At 63.4% G+C, this 21,370-nt stretch carries 20 protein-coding genes and 1 pseudogene; 8 read left to right on the top strand and 13 right to left on the bottom strand.

The features are described from left to right. Positions 1–65 precede the first annotated feature (65 nt). From B3361_RS21990 to pstS, 6 genes are all read right to left on the bottom strand, one after another. Entirely contained in the window at positions 66–704 is a 639-nt protein-coding gene (locus B3361_RS21990) for an HAD family hydrolase (RefSeq protein ID WP_286920361.1), read from the bottom strand. Next, the gene (locus B3361_RS21985; protein WP_286920360.1) at positions 704–1,402 is read right to left on the bottom strand and encodes a hypothetical protein; all 699 of its coding nucleotides are present in this window, start codon (positions 1,400–1,402) and stop codon (positions 704–706) included. Before B3361_RS21985 ends, B3361_RS21990 begins: the two co-directional genes overlap by 1 nt. Positions 1,403–1,493: 91 nt before the next feature. Beyond that, positions 1,494–2,255 (bottom strand): phosphate ABC transporter ATP-binding protein PstB, encoded by a 762-nt coding sequence (gene pstB, locus B3361_RS21980; RefSeq protein WP_017148287.1) that lies wholly within the window; start codon positions 2,253–2,255, stop codon positions 1,494–1,496. 78 nt (positions 2,256–2,333) lie between these two features. Next, entirely contained in the window at positions 2,334–3,227 is an 894-nt protein-coding gene (pstA, locus tag B3361_RS21975) for a phosphate ABC transporter permease PstA (RefSeq protein WP_009681761.1), read from the bottom strand. Further along, positions 3,224–4,192 carry a phosphate ABC transporter permease subunit PstC gene (gene pstC / locus B3361_RS21970; protein ID WP_009681760.1) on the bottom strand — a complete coding sequence of 323 codons (969 nt, stop codon included), beginning with the start codon at positions 4,190–4,192 and terminating at the stop codon, positions 3,224–3,226. Before pstC ends, pstA begins: the two co-directional genes overlap by 4 nt. A gap of 69 nt (positions 4,193–4,261) precedes the next feature. Then, entirely contained in the window at positions 4,262–5,293 is a 1,032-nt protein-coding gene (gene pstS, locus B3361_RS21965; protein WP_054904403.1) for a phosphate ABC transporter substrate-binding protein PstS, read from the bottom strand. A 434-nt stretch (positions 5,294–5,727) separates the two neighbouring features. On the opposite strand from pstS, the pseudogene B3361_RS21960 reads away from it, so the two are divergent. Beyond that, positions 5,728–6,108: pseudogene (locus tag B3361_RS21960) on the top strand (termination factor Rho). A 40-nt stretch (positions 6,109–6,148) separates the two neighbouring features. On the opposite strand, the gene B3361_RS21955 reads toward B3361_RS21960, so the two are convergent. Further along, positions 6,149–6,382 carry a hypothetical protein gene (locus tag B3361_RS21955; protein WP_009682142.1) on the bottom strand — a complete coding sequence of 78 codons (234 nt, stop codon included), beginning with the start codon at positions 6,380–6,382 and terminating at the stop codon, positions 6,149–6,151. Between the two features lie 258 nt (positions 6,383–6,640). Here B3361_RS21955 and B3361_RS21950 point away from each other — a divergent pair, with 258 nt between their 5' ends. Then, complete coding sequence (locus tag B3361_RS21950; RefSeq protein ID WP_033690232.1) at positions 6,641–7,867, top strand: MFS transporter; 1,227 nt, start codon at positions 6,641–6,643, stop codon at positions 7,865–7,867. Between the two features lie 55 nt (positions 7,868–7,922). Here B3361_RS21950 and B3361_RS21945 read toward each other — a convergent pair whose 3' ends face one another. The 3 genes from B3361_RS21945 to B3361_RS21935 form a co-directional block, all read right to left on the bottom strand. After that, on the bottom strand, positions 7,923–8,894 hold the full coding sequence (locus B3361_RS21945; RefSeq protein ID WP_054904402.1) for a biotin-dependent carboxyltransferase family protein: 972 nt from the start codon (positions 8,892–8,894) through the stop codon (positions 7,923–7,925). Beyond that, the gene (locus tag B3361_RS21940; protein WP_054904401.1) at positions 8,891–9,778 is read right to left on the bottom strand and encodes a 5-oxoprolinase subunit B family protein; all 888 of its coding nucleotides are present in this window, start codon (positions 9,776–9,778) and stop codon (positions 8,891–8,893) included. Before B3361_RS21940 ends, B3361_RS21945 begins: the two co-directional genes overlap by 4 nt. A gap of 86 nt (positions 9,779–9,864) precedes the next feature. Continuing rightward, on the bottom strand, positions 9,865–10,623 hold the full coding sequence (locus B3361_RS21935) for a 5-oxoprolinase subunit PxpA (protein WP_009682146.1): 759 nt from the start codon (positions 10,621–10,623) through the stop codon (positions 9,865–9,867). A gap of 121 nt (positions 10,624–10,744) precedes the next feature. Between B3361_RS21935 and B3361_RS21930 the strand changes: the two genes are divergently transcribed. From B3361_RS21930 to B3361_RS21915, 4 genes are all read left to right on the top strand, one after another. Next, positions 10,745–11,662 carry a LysR family transcriptional regulator gene (locus B3361_RS21930; protein ID WP_054904400.1) on the top strand — a complete coding sequence of 306 codons (918 nt, stop codon included), beginning with the start codon at positions 10,745–10,747 and terminating at the stop codon, positions 11,660–11,662. 106 nt (positions 11,663–11,768) lie between these two features. Continuing rightward, on the top strand, positions 11,769–13,835 hold the full coding sequence (treS, locus tag B3361_RS21925) for a maltose alpha-D-glucosyltransferase (RefSeq protein ID WP_009682148.1): 2,067 nt from the start codon (positions 11,769–11,771) through the stop codon (positions 13,833–13,835). A gap of 125 nt (positions 13,836–13,960) precedes the next feature. Then, the gene (locus B3361_RS21920; protein ID WP_009682149.1) at positions 13,961–14,590 is read left to right on the top strand and encodes a riboflavin synthase; all 630 of its coding nucleotides are present in this window, start codon (positions 13,961–13,963) and stop codon (positions 14,588–14,590) included. Positions 14,591–14,599: 9 nt separating this feature from the next. Beyond that, positions 14,600–15,301, top strand: coding sequence for a YoaK family protein (locus tag B3361_RS21915; protein WP_033690228.1), 702 nt, complete (start codon positions 14,600–14,602; stop codon positions 15,299–15,301). Here the strand turns inward: B3361_RS21915 and proP are convergent, their stop codons facing one another. The 3 genes from proP to B3361_RS21900 all read right to left on the bottom strand — a co-directional run bounded on the left by proP (position 15,302) and on the right by B3361_RS21900 (position 18,987). Continuing rightward, complete coding sequence (proP, locus tag B3361_RS21910; RefSeq protein ID WP_029887704.1) at positions 15,302–16,804, bottom strand: glycine betaine/L-proline transporter ProP; 1,503 nt, start codon at positions 16,802–16,804, stop codon at positions 15,302–15,304. A 140-nt stretch (positions 16,805–16,944) separates the two neighbouring features. Then, positions 16,945–17,919 (bottom strand): porphobilinogen synthase, encoded by a 975-nt coding sequence (gene hemB / locus B3361_RS21905; protein ID WP_029887703.1) that lies wholly within the window; start codon positions 17,917–17,919, stop codon positions 16,945–16,947. Positions 17,920–18,093: 174 nt separating this feature from the next. Continuing rightward, on the bottom strand, positions 18,094–18,987 hold the full coding sequence (locus tag B3361_RS21900; RefSeq protein ID WP_029887702.1) for a PA4780 family RIO1-like protein kinase: 894 nt from the start codon (positions 18,985–18,987) through the stop codon (positions 18,094–18,096). Between the two features lie 181 nt (positions 18,988–19,168). Here B3361_RS21900 and B3361_RS21895 point away from each other — a divergent pair, with 181 nt between their 5' ends. Continuing rightward, the gene (locus tag B3361_RS21895) at positions 19,169–19,849 is read left to right on the top strand and encodes a response regulator transcription factor (RefSeq protein WP_047149773.1); all 681 of its coding nucleotides are present in this window, start codon (positions 19,169–19,171) and stop codon (positions 19,847–19,849) included. After that, positions 19,827–21,218 carry a sensor histidine kinase gene (locus B3361_RS21890; protein ID WP_029887701.1) on the top strand — a complete coding sequence of 464 codons (1,392 nt, stop codon included), beginning with the start codon at positions 19,827–19,829 and terminating at the stop codon, positions 21,216–21,218. The genes B3361_RS21895 and B3361_RS21890 overlap by 23 nt, the downstream gene beginning before the upstream one ends. The last annotated feature ends 152 nt before the right edge of the window (positions 21,219–21,370 follow it).

The raw sequence follows: 21,370 nt of genomic DNA, 5'->3' as shown, positions 1-21,370 counted from the left end.
CTCTTGGCGCATGCCTCAAAGTCGCGTCGTACGAACAAGGCGGCCGCGCGCATCTGGCACAGGGGTTACTGGCCCGAAACAGACGTAGGAGCGAGCGCAGCTCGCGATTGCGCCGCGCGGGCGGCGCTCGATCTCACAGGCGCTTCGTAGCGGTGCGGCTGCTGCCGGGCCAGGCGGGCCTGCACGTCCACCGCTGCGGCCTTGACCTTCTGCGCCCAGTGCTTGTCCTGCGGGCACACCACCACAACGCGGAAACCATGGTCCACGCCTTCCAGCCGCACGCCTTCGGAGTCATCCACATGCAGGTCGATATCGAAGGCCGAAGGCAGTTTGGACGGGGAATGCGCCAGCCCATTCCGCGCCAGTATGTGCTGGTGGCGGTCACTGTTGACCACCCCGTCGACATGAATGCCGTACAGCAGCAACCAGCGGCGGATGTACGCTGGGGTGCGCCCGGACGAGGTATAGATCCAGATGCTGCAGCCCTGGCGGCGCAGGTCGCGAATCAGCTCGCGGGTACCGCTGCGCAGGGGCTCACCGAGCCAGCGGTGGACGAAGCCCGGCAACCTGCTGTGCTCGGCAGCCGCGTGCTCAGGCTGGCAGGCCAGGGTGTCGTCGATATCGAACGAAATGCGCACCTGGCCACGTTTGAGCTTGCGCTCGATGGCCTGCCGCCCGCGCTCTATCAGGGTGAACGGTTGCATCAGCGCCCCCCCGCGCAAACAGGCACCGCGGTGGCGCCCAGGAAGAACTTGCCGGGCGCAGGCGCCTTGGCCTCGAGGAACGCGGCGTACTTTTTCTTGATCTTGGGCAGTTCGTACAAAGCCTTGACACCGTGTTTGGCGGAATTACGTATGACCGAGGACGGGTTGAAGTAGCCCTCGGCGTTGTCCAGCGACAGCACGAATGGCGGCAGCCCGGCACGCATCAGCAGGTAACTGACGATGAGCGAGCCGGTGCGGTTGTTACCTTCGATGAACAGCTGTGGCTTGCTGAGGATACGTACGTACACACCGGCTGCCCGCTTCCAGATCGAATCGCTGCGGTAGGCGCAATACCAGTTGTGCAAGTCCGTGATGCCACCTTCCACATTGTTGAAAAAATGCGCTTCGGTCGCCGCCAGGTGCGCCGCGAACTCCACGCGCCGGGCCGGGTCACGGCCACACAGCACCGTGGCATTGATTTCCAGCATCAGGTTCAGCTGTTGCAGGTCGAACAGGTCTATTCCGCGAGCGACATAGTCGTCAATCAGCGCGTAGCCTTCAACCACATTCAGCAGCACCTCGTCGGTGAACGGGTCCCGCGGTTCGGTGAAGTGTTGGCTCAGCTCGGCAAAACGGCCCTGCACCTCGCGCAGAGCGCGCTCTACCGCAGACAGATCTAATCGACACATCGGTTGCATTGGAAATCCTGGGTAACACTTTAACCAAAGGTTGTGCGGGCGGTGCTGCCACCTCCCTGGTTGCAGCACCGCCCCCTTGTACAGCGATGGTTCAGCTGAACTTGCCGCTGATATAGTCACTGGTCAGTTGTTCACGCGGGTTCTGGAAGATCTGCGCGGTCGGCCCCATCTCGACCAGGTAGCCGGTACGGGTCCCCTGGGAAATGTCCACCGAGAAGAACGCCGTGGTGTCGGCAACGCGAATCGCCTGCTGCATGTTGTGGGTCACCAGGGCGATGGTGTAGTCCTTCTTCAGCTCGACCATCAGCTCTTCCACGCGGCGGGTGGCAATGGGGTCGAGTGCCGAGCACGGCTCGTCCAGCAGCAGCACTTCCGGCTCGGTGGCGATGGCCCGGGCGATACACAGGCGCTGCTGCTGGCCGCCGGACAACGACAGGCCGCTGACCTTGAGCTTGTCCTTCACTTCGTCCCACAGCGCAGCGCCTTGCAGGGCGTGTTTCACGCGGTCGCCCAGGTCCCCTTTGTAGCGGTTCAGGCGCAGGCCAAAGGCAACGTTGTCGAAAATGCTCATGGAAAACGGGTTGGGCTGCTGGAACACCATGCCGATATAGCGGCGCACCACTACCGGGTCTACGCCCTTGCCATACACATCCTGGCCCAGGAAGTGCACGTGGCCCTCGAAGCGGAAGCCTTTCACCAGGTCGTTCATGCGGTTCAGGCTACGCAGCACGGTGCTCTTGCCGCAGCCGGACGGCCCAATGAAGCCGGTAATCTCGTTCTTGCGGATCGGCACATGGCTGTCGCGCACGGCCATGAAGTTGCCGTAGAAAATCTTGTCCAGCTTGCAGTCCATGACGATGGGGGTGGCTTCGCTGGCCACGGGAGCGGCACGTTGTGCGGTGGATACGTTCAAGATGGATGCTCCCTGTTCTCAATACTTGGGCTTGCCGAATACACGGCTAAGGATGTTGATGACCAGCACGATCATGACCAGCACCAGCGAGGCCGCCCAGGCGAGCTCAAGCTGGTTGTCGAACGGCATGCCGGAGAAGTTGTAGATCAGCACCGCCAGCGAGGCAGTGGGGTTCATTACCGCCAGGTCGCCGTTGTGGTAGATCCAGTAGTTGCTGAACAGCGCGGTGAACAGCAAGGGCGCGGTTTCACCTGCGGCACGGGCCACGGCCAGCATCACGCCGGTGAGAATGGCCGGCAAGCCGGTGGGCAGCACGATCTTGCAGATGACCTGGGCACGGGTGCAGCCCATGCCGTAGGCAGCGTCCTTCATGATCTTGGGGACCATCTTCATCGCCTCTTCGGCGGTCAGTACCACGATGGGCAGCATCAGCACCGCCAGTGCCACCCCGCCTGCCGGTGCCGAATAGGTGCCGGTAGTCATCACCACCAGGGCGTAGGCAAACACACCGGCCAGGATCGATGGCAGGCCGGTGAGCATCTTGGCGGCAAACCTTGCAGCGTTGGCCAGCTTGCTGTCCGGGCCCAGCTCGGCAAGGAACACCGCTGCCAGGATACCCACCGGCACCGCGATGGCGGCAGCGATGCCGACCATGACGAAGGTACCGGCCATGGCGTTGCCGAAGCCGCCGCCCATCTCGAACCCCGTCGGCGGCAGTTCGGTGAACACTTCCAGGTTCAGGCGGGCACCGCCGCGGGTGATCAGCATGTACAGCACGGAAATCAGCGGCACACTGGCCAGCAACGCGGCCAACCAGGCCAGGATGGTCAACACCAGGCTGCGCAAGGCGCGGCCTTCGAGCCGGCGCTGCAGGCTGGGCAGCGCGGCGGCAGGGGTTGTCAGGTTGGTCATTGTTTATTCCCCCGCTGAGCGTAGAGCATGATCATCGAGCCAAGCACGTTCACCAGCAGGGTGATGAACATCAGTACCAGTGCCGCATACATCAGCACTTCGATCTCGTTCGGGCCGGCTTCCGGGAAGTTCAGCGCCAGCAGCGCCGCCAGGGTATTGGCCGGGGCGAACAAGGACACGGAAATGGTGTTGGCATTACCCACCAGCATGGCCAGCGCCATGGTTTCGCCCAGAGCCCGGCCAAGGCCCAGCACCAGCGAGCCAAAGATACCGGTGGCCGCAGAAGGCACCATCACTTTCAGGATGGCCTCCCAGTGCGTGGTGCCCATGCCGTAGGCGGCCTGCTTGGTTTTCATGGGCACGCTGGTCAGCGCGTCCTGCGAAACGGCAGCGATGGTCGGCAGGATCATGATCGCCAGGACCAGTGCGGCCGGCAGCAGGCCGGGCCCGCTGAGGGAGGTGCCAAAAAACGGAATCCAGCCCAGCTCGCTGTTCAACCAGGTGGTCAGGGGGCGAATGGCCGGGATGACCACATAGATGCCCCACAGGCCATAGACCACGCTGGGGATGGCGGCGAGCAGCTCGACGATGGTGCGGAACACCGCGGCAAGCCTGGCCGGAAGGAAATCCTGGGTGAGGAAAATGGCCATGCTGACGCCGAAGAAACCGGCAATCAACAGGGCGATGAAGGCGCTGTAGAGCGTACCCCAGATCGCGGGCAGAATACCGTACTTGCCTTGGTTGACGTCCCAGACACTGCCCAGGAGCACGTCGAAACCGTGCTTTTCAATGCCTGGCAGTGCCTTGCGGCCCACTTCGTAGACCAGCGCGAAAACCAGCGCCAGTACCAGCACCACCCCGATACGGGCAAGCGCACGGAAGGTGCGGTCGACCAGAAAGTCTTTCGTAGACGGTGGCTGGCACGCGGAATCGGGATTATCCGGTATGGCAAAAGGTGTGTTCATGGCGTATTCCGGGACAAGGGACAAACACCCCCGGCATGGCTTCATGCCGCTGCCGGGAGCGCCTGGGTGTTACTGGATGTTTGCAGACGCTTTGCGCACCTGGTCGACAACCGATGGCGGCAGCGGGATGTAGCCCATCGAGTCGGCAATCTTCTGGCCCTGGGTGAGGCCGTACTCGACCATCTCACGCATGGCCTTGGCCTTTGCCGGGTTGCCGTTGTCCTTGCGGAAGATCATCCAGGTGTAGGAGGTGATCGGGTAGGACTTGGCGCCTTCCGGGTCGGGCAGGTTGGCGACCAGGTTTTCCGGCAGTTTCACCGCTGCCAGGGCCTGGGCACCGCTTTCGGCATTTGGCACCACGTACTGGCCAGCCTTGTTTTCCAGGGCAGCGAAGTCCACCTTGGCCAGCTTGGCGAAGCCGTACTCGATGTAGCCAATGGCACCTGGGGTCTGGCGAACGGTAGCGGTCACCCCGTCGTTCTTCGGCGATTTGATGAACTTGTCGGTCGCTGGCCAGTTGACCGTGTTGCCCTCACCCAAGGTGCTCTTGAAGTCGGCGTTGATGGCCGACAGGTGCTTGGTGAACACGGCGTTGGTGCCACTGGAGTCGGCACGTACCACCACGGTGATGGGCAGGTCAGGCAGCTTCATTTGCGGGTTGGCCGCGGCGATTTTCGGGTCGTTCCACTGGGTGATCTTGCCGAGGAAGATGTTCGAGTAAACATCGCGCGGCAACTTCAGGCCCTTGGGGTTGCCGGGCAGGTTGTAAGCCAGGACGATTTCGCCGGCGGTCATCGGCAGCAACTGGACGCCCTCGGCAACCTTGGCGATGTCGGCTTCGCTCATGGCCGAGTCGCTGGCGGCGAAGTCGACGGTCTTGTTCAGGAAGTCCTGAACGCCCGCGCCACTCCCCTTGGATTGGTAATCAACGGTAACGCCCGCTGTGTTCTTGCTGAAATCCTTGAACCAGGTCAGGTAGATCGGTGCCGGGAAGCTGGCGCCGGAACCGGTCAGGCGTACGTTTTCAGCAGCAAATGCAGCGGAAGTGGCGCAAAGCGAAACGGCAACGGCGAGTGCAGCAGACTTCATCAGGCGAATCATCGAAAAGCGCTCCTTGTGATGGCCGGCACACTTTGCATCAGCTGTGTTACAGCTTTGTGACCATTGAAAGGCAGGCCGTTCGTTGATCCCGCTTCGTCAACCGGTTGGGGCCGCCTTGCGGCCCATCGCCGGCAAGCCGGGCTCCCACAGGGGCTGCTGTCTTGGGTGCATGTTTTCCCCGCTCGGGCAATCTGTTGTAGGAGCGGCCTCGTGTCGCGAAATGAGGGCGAAGCCCTCACCTGCGCTATCCCTGCCACACATGGCCCCAATGCGGATAGCCACCCGCCTGCTCACCAGACCGGCGCGAATGGGGTTGGCGACAGTGTCGCGCGCGGTTGTCGTCGATGCGCGGCACGGTGCCGCTCGTCCAGTGACCGGCACTCTCTGGCGGGGAGCGTTTCAACCGTTCAGGTATGACTGCAGGAGTGAACACCATGCCACGCGGCGACAAAGGCAAGTACACCGAAAAACAGAAGCGCAAGGCCGAGCACATCGAGCACGCCTATGAGGATAAAGGCCTGGCCAAAGAGGAAGCCGAAGCGCGCGCCTGGGCCACGGTCAACAAGCAATCCGGCGGCGGTGAAAAGCAAGGCGGCTCGGGGAGCAGCACCTCTGCCAGCGAGAAGAAAGCCGCCCGCGCCGATTCGGCCAGGCGGGCAGCACACACCCGCCACGGGCACGCGCGCGCATCCGGCAGCTCACTGGAAAGCCAGACATAGGAAAGCCTGCTGAAGGAAGCCCGCAGCAAAGCCATAAAAGGCCGCTCCAGCATGACCAAGGCCGAACTGGTCGCCGCCCTGCGCAACCACGGCTGATCGCTACCCTCACCCCTTGGTGAGGGCCCACCGTACGTGACTAGACCATGCCGGCGATCTCCGCAGCATCGGCATCCGGGCAGCGGTTGCGACAGTCACACTCGAATTCCGCCTGGGCTCGGGTGGCAAAGTTCAGGCTCAAACGCACCTTGTCTTGCGTATCGTAGAGGTCGTAACCCTCGCCCAATGCAGCGGGAAAGCCAAGCCGCCGAGGCTGAACCTCTTTTTTCAGCGGCACTGCGGGAACCACAACGAAGCGTGTTTGCATGATCATCCCTCTGCGGCCGTGATTTAGTATTAGTACCGCTAGGTAAAAGCATCAAGAAGACTCATGCAATATTTTGGGTCAGCGGTCTGCACGCCGAGGCGTCATTCGCCAGCAACCGCTCTGCACCCGGCGTTTCATCGATGGCACTGATGTTCACTATCACGCCGTTCGCCTGTCGGCCGCCCACACCCACCCCTATAATCCCCGGCCAATCCCCCCTCCCGCGCCTGCTACAGGCGTCATCCCTCCTTGGAAGTCACCACCATGCCAAGTGCCAGCCAGGCCCCACGGGGCCGTCCTGAACATAATCAACAGAGCGTGACCCAGCAGTGGCTGGCGATCCTCTCGGTCGCCATTGGCGCCTTCGCCCTGGTCACCAGCGAATTTCTGCCAGTGGGCGTTCTCAACGATGTCGCCAGCGACCTGGGTATCAGTGCAGGCTTCGCCGGCCTGATGGTCACCCTGCCCGGCATCATGGCCGCGCTGGCCGCCCCGGCCATTTCCGTGGGGGTTGGCGCGCTGGACCGGCGCTACCTGCTGATCGGCCTGACGCTGATCATGATCATCGCCAACAGCATCGTCGCCTATGCGGGCGACTTCAGCCTGCTACTGGTCGGCCGGGTGCTGCTGGGTGTCAGCATCGGCGGCTTCTGGGCCACGGCCATCGCCCTCAGCGGGCGCCTGGCCCCTGAGGGCGTCGGCGTGGCCAAGGCCAACTCGATCATCATGGCCGGGGTGACCCTGGCGACGGTGGTGGGCGTGCCGGTAGGCACCTGGCTAAGCGGCCTGCTGGGCTGGCGAATGACCTTCCTGGTGACTGCACTGGTGGGCGTGCCCGTGCTCCTGGCGCAGGTTTTGCTGCTGCCGCGGCTGTTGCCCGAAAAAGCCATTGGTGTGCGCGACCTGCCGGCGCTGTTCATCAACCCGCAAGCGCGCGTTGGCCTGATCGCCGTGCTGTTGATTGGCCTGGCGCATTTTGCCGCCTACACCTATGTAGCGCCGTTCTTCAAACAGAATGCCGGCTTCGACGGCCCGACCATCGGCTCATTGTTGCTGCTGTATGGCGTGGCCGGGTTCATGGGCAATATCTTCGCCGGCTTCGCCGCCAACCGCAGTGTGCGCCATTCGCTGATGCTGGTGGCATTGCTGATCGCCGCCAGCACAGCGCTGTTTCCGTATTTCGCCACCGGCCTGACCGGCGCGGCGATGCTGATTGCGCTATGGGGGTTCGCCTTCGGCGCGTTCCCGGCCTGCGCCAATATCTGGATGTTCGTGGTCGCGCCCAAGGATGTCGAGCGGGGCATGCCGCTGTTCGTGGCCTTGTTCCAGGTGATCATTGCCGTGGGCTCGTTCTTTGGCGGGCAAGTGGTGGACCACATGGGCACCGCAGTGCTCTTGAGCCTGGCCACGGCCCTGGTGGGCTGTGGCTTCGTCACCGTGCTGGTGCTGGGGCGCAACGTCAGTAACGGCTTGGCCGAGCAACCTGCGTAAATGGCCGGGCGGGGTTGGCGGCCCTTGCCCCCCGCATCGGCAAGTTGTCATCCGTTCAGCTGAACAACCGGGCCAGGCACGCCAGCTTCTTCTTGTAAGAGCGGCGTGCCTCCAGTGCCTGCTCCAGGCTGACTCTCAGAAAGCGTGCCTGCTGATTCGGCTGCATCTGCCCGATCAGGTCGAGGTCGGCGCTGATCAACGTGCCAATCATGGCGTAGCCACCGCCCGATACGGCATCCCGGTGCAGAATGATCGGCTCCAGCCCGGCCGGTACCTGGATCGAGCCGATGGGGTAGCAGCTGTCGACGATGTTGGAAGGGTCCGAACCAGCACCGAATGGTTGCTCCCGCGGCTGGAAACTCAAGGCACTTCCGCCTTTGTAGCGGTAACCGATGCGATCCGCCTCGGAGCCTACCGTCCAGGCTTCGGTGAAGAAGCTTTGCGCAGCAGCTTCGGTCAGCCGGTGAAAATACAACCCCGGCACCACCCGCAGCACCACTTCGCCGCCCAGGGCCTGGCGCAGTGCCATCGGCAGGCTTGCGCCGGCGCGGCCGGTGCCGGTGGGCGTGCCGATCGGCAACAGGTCACCGGCCAACAACTTGCGCCCCTGGAAGCCACCCAAGGCCCCAAGCGCGTAGGTCGATCGGCTACCCAGCACCTCGGCCACATCAATACCCCCCGCCACTGCCAGGTAGGCCCGCGCGCCCGCCGTCGGGAAGCTGAAACGCAGCACCTGCCCGGCGCGCACGGCAAATGCCGTGTCGGGCCGCTGCTCGCGGCCATCGAGCAAGGCGGGCATCTGCGCACCGCACACTGCCACCAGCGCATCTGCCTGGAACTCAAGTTCAGGGCCGACCAGCGCACATTCCAGGCCGGCAGCGCCCGGCGGGTTGCCCACCAGGTAATTGGCTGCGCTCAGGGCATACTGGTCGAGCGCGCCAGATGGCGGAATGCCCAGGTGGTAATAGCCTTCGCGCCCCAGGTCCTGCACGGAGGTCGCCAGGCCCGGTTTGAGTACCTTGATCATGCCAGCACCTCCTGCAGCGATTTGGGGTAGCCGACCGGGTCGGCAAGGAATGCGTCCAGGGAAAACACCACCGGGCGAATGCGCAGGTCGAAACGGCCCTCCTCCACCTCAGCCACTGCCTGGTCATACGCGCGGCGGTCGATGGGTTTGAATTGCACGATGTCACCTGGGCGGAAGAACACCATGTGCTCCTTCAGGTAGCTCAAGGTCTGTTGCGGGTCGTAGATCGGTGCCGGGGTGACGCCGAACATCTGGTAACCGCCCGCGCCGCGCACCGAATAGATGCAACCGAAACAACCACCATGGCCCAGGGTCAGGCGGGGCGTGTCGGTACGCGGCCGCAGGTACTTGGGCACCTGCAACTGGCGCTGGCGCTCGACCATCTGGAACATGAACGGCAGGCCGGCGACGAAGCCGACCATGGAAACGAACCACGGTGCACCGCTGTGCGCCGCAATGAACGCGTCGACATCGGCCAGGCCATTGATGCGGGCCGCGTACTCCAGGTCGGTGCTGGCCGGGTCCTGGTGGCGGTCCCGGAAGCGCATCAAGGTTTCGTGGGTCCAGGGGTCGTTGTACAGCACCGGAATCTCGATGATGCGGGTATGCAACGAACGCTCGGCCACCGCCTGCGCTTCGGCGCCGCGCACCGCTGCCAGCAGGGCATCGGGGGCGATGCGGTCGGGGTCGAAACGCACCTGGAACGATGCATTGGCCAGGCACACATCCAGCACGCCGTCCAGCGCCAGGCGCTGTACCGCACGGGTGACGGCCATACCTTTGAAGAAGGCTTCCAGCGACATGCTCTCGCTGACCTCGGCAAACAGGTGCTCGTCGGCGCCGAAGCTGTAGCGGATAGGCGTTGTAGCAAGCGATTCGGCCATGACTGTTCCTTTTCTTGAAATCTTTATAGAAAGGCAGGCGAAAACAACATGATCAGGCACCGGCCTGTGGCTGCCGGATGCCTGCGTCAGCGCGGTGCACGCACCACGATGCCAGCCTGGTCCAGCGCCTTGCGCGTGGCCTCGACCAGGTCGAGGGCGCCCGGCGTATCACTGTGCAGGCAAATGGAATCGAACTCGATGGCCAGGTCCTGGCCCTCGACGGTGCGCACCACACCTTGCCGGCAAGCCCGCAGTACGCGCTCGGCGACCGCCAAAGGCTGGTAGCCCCTTACGTTACGGGTGAACACGATCGAGCCGCTCAGGTCGTACTCGCGGTCGGCATAGAACTCGCGCACCACCGGCTGGCCAAGCTCCTGGGCAATGCGGCAGATCACCGAGCCGGGCATGCAGAACAGCAATAACTGCGGTTCGATCAGCCGCAGGTTTTCCACCAGCAAGCGTGCAGCTTGCTCGTCACGGGCCAGGTGCATGTAAAGCGCCCCGTGGGGTTTGATGTGCTGCAGACTCACGCCCTGGGCCCGGGCGATTTCACGCAGCGCCCCGAGCTGGTAAAGCATGTCGTCGACCAGTTCCTGCGCCGATGCGTTGATGTGCCGGCGACCGAAACCGACCAGGTCGCGGAACCCCGGGTGTGCCCCCACGGCAACCCCCAGGGCCTTGGCCCGCTCCACCGTACGGCGCATGGTGCCGGGGTCGCCGGCATGAAAACCGGTGGCGATATTGGCGCTGCTGATGTAACCCATCAGCTCGTTATCCACGCCGTCGCCAATGGTCCACGGGCCAAAGCCCTCGCCCATGTCCGAGTTGAAATCCACTGCTTGCATGACCGTATCTCCCTGGCGCTTGTGGCTGCATGCAAGCCACGTTAGATTCTTCCCTACCCCTTGGGAAGATCTATAAACAGAATGGGTGTCTTCGGAAAAACAGATACCCCGGGAGCCTGCCGTGTCACTTACCTTGCGCCAGGTGCGCTACTTTGTCGCCACTGCCGAAATCGGCCAGATCTCCCAGGCCGCCCTCCACCTCAATATTTCCCAGTCGGCGGTCACCACGGCCATCAAAGAGCTGGAGGCCATGCTCGGCGTGCTGCTGTTCCAGCGCTCCGCCCAGGGCATGAACCTGACCGAAGCCGGCCGGCACTTCCTCAACCGCGCCTACGTCATCCTGCGCAGCGTCGACGATGCGCTGAACAGCCCGTTGCCGGACATACGCGCCAGCGGCCTGTTGCGCCTGGCAGCCAGCTACACGGTAATCGGCTACTTCCTGCCGCACCACTTGCAGCGCCTGGAGCACTGGCACCCCGACGTGATCCTGGAACTTTACGAACAGGAGCGCAGTGCCATCGAGCAAGGGCTGCTGGAGGGGCGCTTCGACATGGCGGTGGTGCTGACCGCCAACCTGACCCACCCGGCTATCGTTTCAGAAACGCTGTTCAACTCCGAGCGCCGCCTATGGCTGCCCGCGCACCACCCCCTGTGCGAACGCTCGGCCGTGAGCCTGGCCGATGTCGCCACAGAGCCGTTCATTTTGTTGACCGTGGACGAAGCCGAGCAAAGCGCCATGCGCTATTGGCAGCAGGCCGGGCAACGGCCCAGCGTGCGCGTGCGCACCAGTTCGGTGGAGGCGGTGCGCAGCATGGTCGCCAATGGCAGTGGCGTAGCGATCTTGTCAGACCTGGTGCACCGGCCATGGTCGCTGGAGGGCAAGCGCATCGAAACAGTCACCATCAGCGACCCGGTAGCGCCCATGAGCGTGGGGCTGGCCTGGCACCGCGAGCGGGCGTTCAGCCCGGCGATGCAGGCTTTGCGCAATTACTTCCACGGCGCCTTCCTGGCACCGCAGCAGTGGGCTGCACGGCGCTGAGCACGCTGTGCCAGGCATTTCGTGCAGGCCCTGGCTCCCGGCCGAACGATCCGACCGCTCTGCCGTCATAACCTGAGCCGGTGCCGACACGCAAAGAGGACGCGAAATGACCCAGCCCGACCCAGCATACGTGAAATGGCTCGAAGCGCGCGCCATGCTCAAGGCTTCCCAGGAGCGCGCCAGCCTGTACTCAGGCCAGTCGCGCCTGTGGCAACAACCCTACGCCGAGGCACAGCCCCGCCGGGCCACGGAAATCGCCTCGGTCTGGCTGACCGTTTACCCCGATGCCATCATCGCCCCAGAGGGCTGCTCGGTGCTCGGTGCCCTGGCCCATGAAGCCTTGTGGAAGCGCCTGTCGGAAATCGGCATTCAAGGCCTGCACACCGGGCCGATCAAGCTGTCTGGCGGTATTCGCGACCGCGAGCTCACACCCAGCGTAGACGGCAACTTCGACCGCATCAGCTTCGATATCGACCCGCTCTATGGCAGCGAGCCGGAGCTGATCCAGATGAGCCGCATGGCTGCCGCGCACAATGCGGTGACCATCGACGACCTGATCCCTTCGCACACCGGCAAGGGCGCCGACTTCCGCCTGGCGGAAATGGCCTACGGCGCCTACCCGGGCCTGTACCACATGGTGGAGATACGCGAGGAAGACTGGCACTTGCTGCCCGAGGTGCCACCCGGACGTGACTCGGCCAACCTGCTGCCCGCACAGTGCGACGAGCTCAAGGCACGCCATTACATCGTCGGGCAGTTGCAGCGGGTGATTTTCTTCGAGCCGGGGGTCAAGGAAACCGACTGGAGCGCCACCCCACCGGTCACCGGTGTCGACGGCAAGACCCGGCGTTGGGTCTACCTGCACTACTTCAAGGAAGGCCAACCGTCGCTGAACTGGCTGGACCCCACCTTTGCCGCCCAGCAGATGATCATCGGCGACGCCCTGCATGCCCTGGATTGCCTGGGTGCACGTGGCCTGCGCCTGGATGCCAACGGTTTTCTCGGGGTGGAAACCCGTGCCAGCGGCACCGCCTGGTCGGAAAGCCACCCGCTGTCGCTGGTCGGCAACCAATTGATCGGTGGCATGATCCGCAAGGCCGGCGGCTTCAGTTTCCAGGAACTGAACCTAACCCTCGATGACATTGCGCAAATGTCCAAGGGCGGTGCCGACCTGTCCTACGACTTCATCACCCGGCCCGCCTACCAACATGCCTTGCTGACCGGCGACACCGAGTTCCTGCGCCTGATGCTCAAGGAAATGCACGCCTTCGGCATCGACCCGGCCTCACTGATCCATGCCCTGCAGAACCACGACGAACTGACCGTGGAGCTGGTGCACTTCTGGACCCTGCATGCCCATGACATGTACCTGTACAAGGGCCAGACATTACCCGGCAACATCTTGCGCGAGCACATCCGCGAAGAAATCTACGAACGCCTGTCGGGCGAGCATGCGCCCTACAACCTGCGCTTCGTCACCAATGGCATCGCCTGCACCACCGCCAGCCTCATCACTGCGGCACTGGGCATCCGCGACCTCGACCAAATAGGCCCGGCGGACATCGAGCAGATCCAGAAACTGCACCTGCTGCTGGTCATGTACAACGCCATGCAGCCAGGTGTGGTGGCGCTGTCGGGCTGGGACATGGTCGGCGCCCTGCCCTTGCCAGGCGAAGCCGTGGCCGAGCGCATGCTCGACGGCGATACTCGCTGGATTCACCGCGGCGGCTACGACCTGGCCGGGCTCGACCCGCAAGCGGACACGTCAGTGCGCGGCATGCCGCGGGCGCGGGCGCTGTATGGCAGCCTCGACAGCCAATTGGACAACCCTGACTCTTTCGCCTGCAAGGTGAAAAAACTGCTCGCGGTGCGCCAGGCCTACGGCATTGCCACCAGCCGCCAGGTGCTGGTGCCGGAGGTCAGCAGCCCTGGGTTGCTGGTCATGGTGCATGAGCTACCGGCCGGGCGCGGCATCCAGATCAGTGCGTTGAACTTCAGCCAGGAGGTGATCGCCGAGGAGCTACTGCTAACGGGCTTCACGCCAGGGCCGGTGGTGGACATGATCAACGAAACGGTAGAAGGCGACCTGACTGAGGATGGCCGTTTGCTGGTGAACCTGGACCCGTACGAAGCGCTGTGCCTGCGCATCGTCAACAGCACCGGGCATGTGTGAGCCGGCCAGCGCCCTGGGTATGCCCGGCCGCATCCCTGGGCAGCACCAGGGCGCTGGCGCCTTGCTTTTGAGGCCGTACAGGCATAGCGTTCGGGTGTTTTCTTTTCGCGCCCAGGAGCAACACCATGTACACCGGCATCGTCCAGGCCGTCCGCCCACTGCTTGATGTGACCAGCTACCCGGGCCACAACCAGTTCACCATTGACCTCACCCCGGAACTGCTCGATGAGTTGAAGATCGGCGCCAGCGTTAGCGTCGAGGGCACGTGCTTGTCTGTCACCGAGATCGACGGCAGCCACGTCAGGTTCGATGCAATGACGGCCACCCTGGAACGCACCAACCTGCGCAATTTCAAGGCCGGCCAAGGGGTCAACATCGAGCGTTCGGCGAAGATGAACGCCGAAGTCGGCGGCCACCTCATGGCTGGCCACATTGCCACGACCGCAGAAATAGTCGAACTGTCGATCGAGCAGACCGGCGCCTTCATCCGTTTCCGCATGCCGCCGCCATGGGGCAAGTACGTGTTCCCGCGGGGCTTCATCGGGGTCAACGGCTGCAGCCTGACCGTGGCCGACGTGGAAGACAACCTGGTCACCATCAACCTGATCCCGGAAACCCTGCGCCAGACCACGTTCGCCAGCTACGCTGCCGGCGATTTGCTGAACATCGAGGTCGATCACCAGACCATGGTGCTGGTGGATGTGGTCGAGCGCACCATCAAAGGCACCCTGGCCCGCGAAAACCTGTTGCCCTGAGGCCTGCCCGTGCTACCCCATCCCCTTACTACCCGTACGGCCAGGCGCTTGCGCCTGCAGGTGCTGCGTGGCCGTGTCGGCCTTGGCCTGGTGGCCGGGCTGTCGGTGCTGGCAGGCATGACCGACGCCATTGGCCTGCTGGCCCTGGGCGACTTCGTATCGTTCATGAGCGGTAATACCACGCGCCTGGCGGTGGCGATCAGCCAGGCTGACCTGGCCCTGGTGCTGCGCCTGAGCGGCGCTTTGCTGGGCTTTGTCGCGGGTAACACATTGGGGGTAGTGCTGGCGCGCGGCTTCCGTCGCCGGGCCTGGCCCGTGCTGGTGGTCGTGGCGGCGTTGCTGGCCTGCGCTGCAGCGTGGCCACTGGCGGCCACCTTCCCGGCATTGCTGGCCGCGACCCTGGCCATGGGCATGATCAACGCAGTCGTCGAGCAAGTGAACGGCCTGCCCATCGGCCTCACCTACGTCACCGGTGCACTGTCACGCTTCGGCCGCGGCCTTGGGCGCTGGTTGCTGGGCGAGCGGCGCCACGGCTGGCGGGTGCAACTGGTGCCGTGGGCAGGGATGCTGCTGGGCGCCGCGCTGGGCGCCTGGCTGCAACACCACCTGGGCCTGCAGGCACTGGCCGGCAGTTGCGTGCTGGCGTGCCTGCTGGCCCTGGTGTCGCGGTTCATTCCACGTGCCTGGCAGCGTGGCTACATGCCGCGCTGATCAATCGATGCGCGGGTGCTGCTGGACCAACAACTTGCGCTTGGCCTCGAGCTCGGCGATCTGCTCGTCGATGTCCTCGATCTTCTGCTCGATGTTGTCGTGGTGTTCCTGCAGCAGCTCCCGGGCCTCGTCGATGTCCGATGCCGCCGGTGCGGCACCGCGCAGCGGTTTGTTGGCGGTTTCCTTCATGGTCAGGCCGGTCACCAGGCCCACCGCGGCGATCACCATCAGGTAGTAGGCGGGCATGTACAGGTTGCCGCTGCTTTCCACCAGCCAGGCGGCGATGGTGGGGGTCAGGCCGGCGATCAGCACGGAAATGTTGAAGGCACTGGCCAGTGCGCTGTAGCGGATGTGAGTGGGGAACATCGCCGGCAACGTCGACGCCATGACACCGATGAAGAAGTTCAGCAGCACCGCAATGATCAGCAGCCCCGAGAAGATCAACCCCAGCACACCACTGTTGATCAGCATGAATGCCGGAATGGCCAGGGCGAACAGCCCGACACTGCCGACCACGATAAACGGGCGACGGCCGAACTTGTCGCTCAGCAGGCCGATGATGGGCTGCACGAACAGCATGCCGACCATGATCGCGATGATGATCAGTACGCCATGGTCCTCGCTGTAATGCAGGTTGTGCGAGAGGTAGCTGGGCATGTAGGTCAACAGCATGTAGTAGGTGACGTTGGTGGCGATCACCACGCCAATGCAGGTCACCAGGCTACGCCAGTGCTTGGTCGCCACTTCCTTGAACGACACCTTGGGCCCCGACGCCAGGCCCTCGCGGTCACCCTGCTCCATCTTGTCGACGTGCTGCTGGAACGCGGGGGTTTCCTCCAGGGCGTTACGCAGGTAGAGGCCGATGATGCCCAGCGGCAAGGCCAGGAAGAACGGCAGGCGCCAGCCCCACTCAAGGAACCTTTCTTCGCCAAGCACCGTGGAAATGAGCACCACTACCCCGGCGCCCAGGACGAAGCCGGCGATCGAGCCGAAGTCCAGCCAGCTGCCAAGGAAGCCGCGCTTGCGGTCAGGCGCATACTCGGCCACGAAGATCGAGGCGCCGGTGTACTCGCCGCCCACCGAGAAGCCCTGGGCCATTTTCGCCAGCAACAGCAGTATCGGCGCCCATATGCCGATACTGGCATAGGACGGTATCAAGCCAATGGCAAAGGTGCTGAGGGACATGATGACGATGGTGGCGGCAAGGATTTTCTGCCGGCCGAACTTGTCGCCGAGGGCGCCGAAGAACAGCCCGCCCAGGGGGCGAATGAGGAATGGCACCGAAAAGGTGGCCAACGCCGCGATCATTTGCACACTGGGGTCGGCGTTGGGGAAGAACACCTTGCCCAATGCATAGGCGACGAAGCCATAGACACCGAAGTCGAACCACTCCATGGCGTTACCCAGTGCAGCGGCGGTGATCGCCTTCTTCATCTTGGCATCGTCGACGATCGTGATGTCCTTGAGGCCAATAGGTTTGACGCTTTTCCTGCGAGATTTCATGCCTGTATCCCTGTCGATCAATGCTCTATGGCATCTGATACAACGGGACACAAAATAATTCAGCGCTTAATGAATTTTTGTAGGGAATTGCGCTGGGGGCGGGTAAGCCCGCCCCCAGTCCAGGGGAGCTGCTTTGCTGCTCAAATGCCTTCGCGGGCCAGGTCCATGGCGAAGTAGGTCAGGATCAGGTCGGCACCGGCGCGCTTGATAGCGCCAATGCTTTCGCGCACCACGCGGCCTTCGTCGATGGCACCGGCAAGGCCACCGAACTTGATCATCGCGTACTCACCGCTGACCTGGTACGCCGCCAGCGGCAGGCGCGAGGCCGCACGAATGTCGGCGATCACGTCAAGGTAGGCACCGGCCGGCTTGACCATCAGCACGTCTGCACCTTCCTGCTCGTCAAGCAGCGATTCACGCACGGCCTCGCGGCGGTTCATCGGGTTCATCTGGTAGCTCTTGCGGTCACCTTTGAGCGCAGTGCCGCCTGCTTCGCGGAACGGGCCGTACAGCGACGAGGCGAACTTGGTCGAATAGGCCATGATCGCAGTGTCGTGGAAGCCTGCACCGTCCAGCGCGCTACGAATGGCCTGGACCTGGCCGTCCATCGCCGCCGAAGGCGCGATGAAGTCGGCACCGGCCGCGGCGGCGATCACCGCCTGCTTGCCCAGGTTGACCAAGGTGGCGTCGTTGTCCACGCCGTGGTCATGCAGCACGCCGCAGTGCCCGTGGCTGGTGTATTCGCAGAAACAGGTATCGGACATCACCACCATTTCCGGCACGGTGTCCTTGCAGATACGCGACATGCGCGCCACCAGGCCGTTTTCGTTCCAGGTGTCGCTGCCAACGGCATCCAGGTGGTGAGACACACCAAAGGTCATCACCGATTTGATACCGGCGCGGGCATAGCGCTCGATTTCCTGGGCCAGCCGCTTCTCAGGGATGCGGTTCACGCCGGGCATGCTGCTGATGGGCACGAAATCGTCGATGCCTTCTTCCACGAAGATCGGCAGGATCAGGTCTTCAAGGCGGAATTCGGTTTCCTGGAATACGGTGCGCAGGGACTCGTTCTGGCGCAGGCGGCGAGGACGAACGGAGGGGAATTGGTTGGACATGACTGCTCCAGGGAATTTGAACGGCGTATACCTTATGCCTGTCAGGGGCCAGTGGAAAGGCCGGATGACGAGATATTGTCCTGCATCAAAGGTAATGGCCGCGCAGGGCACTGGCTGAGCCGGTGTTGCCCGCTTCGGGGGGGAACCTGCGAAGCGGGCTGCACCGGCAGCACATCATTGCAGCCAGGGCGGTGTCGGCTCCTCGGCCTTGGCCGGGCCGTTTTCCGCCTCGGCACGCGCTGCCCGGCGCCGGGCCTCGTCCAAGCGGGCGGCGTCGATTTCCCGCATTACCCCACCAACGTCGGCCTCATGCTCGTCGTCCTGGAATACCCCGGTCAACACGGTATCGGGCAGCAACTTGCCAGCCTCGTACAGCGCCCACATTTCCTGGGCATAGCGCGTGCTCTTCAGCTCTGGGGCAAAGCGCCCGAAGTAGTGGGCCATGTTGTCCACGTCACGCTGCAGCATGCTGAATGCGTGGTTGTTGGCGGCGGCGTCCACTGCCTGCGGCAGGTCGATGATCACCGGCCCGTCCGGGCCGAGCAGCACATTGAATTCGGACAGGTCGCCATGGACCAGCCCGGCACACAGCATCAGCACGATCTGGCGAATGACGAAGGCATGGAACACCCGGGCCTCCTCGGCCTCCAGGTGCACGTCGTTGAGCCGGGGTGCGGCATCGCCATCGGCGTCGGTCACCAGCTCCATCAGCAACACGCCGTCCTGGAAGTCATAGGGCTTGGGCACCCGGACCCCGGCGCCGGCCAGGCGGAACAGTGCCGCCACTTCGGCGTTCTGCCAGGCGTCCTCGGCCTCTTTGCGGCCGTACTTGCTACCCTTGGCCATGGCCCGGGCCTGGCGGCTATTGCGCACCTTGCGGCCTTCCTGGTATTCGGCGGCCTGGCGGAAACTGCGCTTGTTGGCTTCTTTATAGACCTTGGCGCAGCGCACCTGGCTACCGCAACGCACCACGTACACGGCGGCTTCCTTGCCACTCATCAACGGCCGCAGTACTTCGTCGACGAGGCCGTCTTCGATCAGGGGTTCGATTCTTTTGGGTGTCTTCATCAGGCTGCGTTCGGGGTCCTGGCTGTGTTGACGGACATCCTCTCACAGCCTGCTGCGACATGCTCGTCTGTCTTCACAATGGGTGAACCCAGGTAGGTTGTGGCAAGATGAATTTTTCTTAAATCGCCGGTTGTCTATTCTTTGGCACAATCGAGTCTCCATTAGATGCCCAGGAACCAGCATGCCTCGCGTACTGACCATCGAAGACGACGCCGTCACCGGCCAGGAAATCGTCGCCGAACTTACCAGCCATGGCCTTGAGGTGGAGTGGGCCGACAATGGTCGTGAAGGCCTGGCCAAGGCCATTGCCGGCGGTTATGACCTGATCACCCTGGACCGCATGCTGCCTGAGGTCGATGGCCTGACCATCGTCACGACCCTGCGCAACCTCAAGATCGCCACGCCGATCCTGATGATCAGCGCCCTCTCCGACGTCGATGAGCGGGTGCGCGGCCTGCGCGCCGGCGGTGACGACTACCTGACCAAGCCGTTCGCCTCCGACGAAATGGCCGCCCGGGTCGAGGTGCTGCTGCGCCGCAACAGCGTGCCGATGACCCAGACCCGCTTGCAGGTCGCCGACCTGCAACTGGACCTGATCAGCCACGAAGCGCGCCGCGGCGACAACACCCTCAACCTGCTGCCCACCGAGTACAAACTGCTGGAGTACCTGATGCGCCACAGCGGCCAAGTCATTACGCGGATGATGATTTTCGAGGAAGTGTGGGGCTACCACTTCGACCCGGGCACCAACCTGATCGACGTGCATATCGGCCGCCTGCGCAAGAAAATCGACTCACCCGGCCAGTCGCCGCTGATCCGTACGGTGCGGGGCTCCGGCTATGCCATTGCTGAACCCGTCTAAAGGCTGGAGTTCGTCCACCAGCCGGCTGCTGGCACTGTACAGTTTTCTATTCGTAGCCTGGAGCAGCATCCTCATGGGGGTGCTGTACTTCGAGGTTTCGAGCTACCTGAACAAGCTCACCCGCCATTCCATGCTGCAGCGTCAGCACCTGTTCGCGCACATGAGCGGCAAGCAGCTGGACGACGCCCTGATTGCCAGCCAGGCTTTCGAGGAACGCAGCTTCGATGCCTATGGCCTGTTCGATGCACAACTCAACCCGCTGGGCGGCAGTGTTCGTGCCCTGCCCCCTGGGCTGCGGCTGGACGGCAAGATCCATGAGCTGAAGCGTTGCCTGGATGCCGATGATCCGCGCATGCCCCGCGACAGCTGCGATGCCGTGGCGATCAAGGTGCAGGATGGGCGCTGGCTGGTGCTGTTCCGCGATAACGGCTCATTGTTCGTCGTCACACGGATCATTCTCGATGCCTTGCTCTGGGGTATCTCCTTCACCCTGATCCCCGGGTTCGCCGGCTGGTACCTGCTGCGCCGCCGCCCCCTGAAACGCATCCGGGCCATTCAGGCCCAGGCCGAGCTGATTGTCGCCGGCGACCTCACGCACCGCCTGCCGCTGTCGGCCCGGCGCGACGAACTGGACATGCTGGCCGCCATCGTCAATGCCATGCTTGACCGCATCGAGCGGCTGATGCACGAGGTCAAGGGCGTGTGCGACAACATTGCCCACGACCTGCGCACCCCACTGACCCGCCTGCGCGCCCAGCTGTACCGCATACGCCAGCAAAGCGACAACGATTCCGCGCAAGCCGAGGCACTGGACCAGGCCATCGGCGAAACCGACACCCTCATGGCGCGTTTTCGTGGGTTGTTGCGCATCAGCGAACTGGAAGACCGCCAACGCCGGGCCGGCTTCGTGCAGCTTGACCCGCATGATTTGCTGGTAGAGCTGCACGACTTCTACCTGCCGTTGGCCGAAGATGGCGGCATTCACCTGGAGCTGCACCAACCTGGGCACTTGCCGGCACTGCACGGCGACCGCGAGCTGTTGTTCGAGGCGCTGGCCAACCTGGTAGGTAACGCGATCAAGTTCACCCCGGAAGGTGGGCAGGTGCGCGTGGCCGCCACCCAGGACGACGCTGGCGTGCACGTGGCCATCGAAGACAGCGGGCCGGGTATTCCGGAAGAAGAACGCACGGCCGTACTGAAGCGGTTCTACCGCAGTGATGAAGGCCACCGCCACGCCGGGTTCGGCCTGGGGCTGTCGATCGTTGCGGCGATCGTTGACCTGCATGGGTTCGGCCTGGAAATTGGCGAGAGCCCTTTGGGTGGGGCCAAGCTGGTACTGCATTGCCCATTGGCCGGGCTGGCCAAATAACCATCGGGGCTGCTTTGCAGCCCATCGCGACACAAGGCCGCGCTGTAAGAGCAACTGTCTTTCTCAAAAATTTGAAAAGCCTGCGCGATTCACCTGTGGGAGCGGGCGACGCGGTGTCTGGCACCGGCTTTGCCGGTGTTCGCGGGCATGCC

It is taken from the genome of Pseudomonas sp. UBA6699 (assembly GCF_002454615.1).
Classification (GTDB): domain Bacteria; phylum Pseudomonadota; class Gammaproteobacteria; order Pseudomonadales; family Pseudomonadaceae; genus Aquipseudomonas; species Aquipseudomonas juntendi.
The sequence above is the reverse complement of the archived record's forward strand: the minus strand, read 5'-3'. Positions and strand labels throughout refer to the sequence as shown.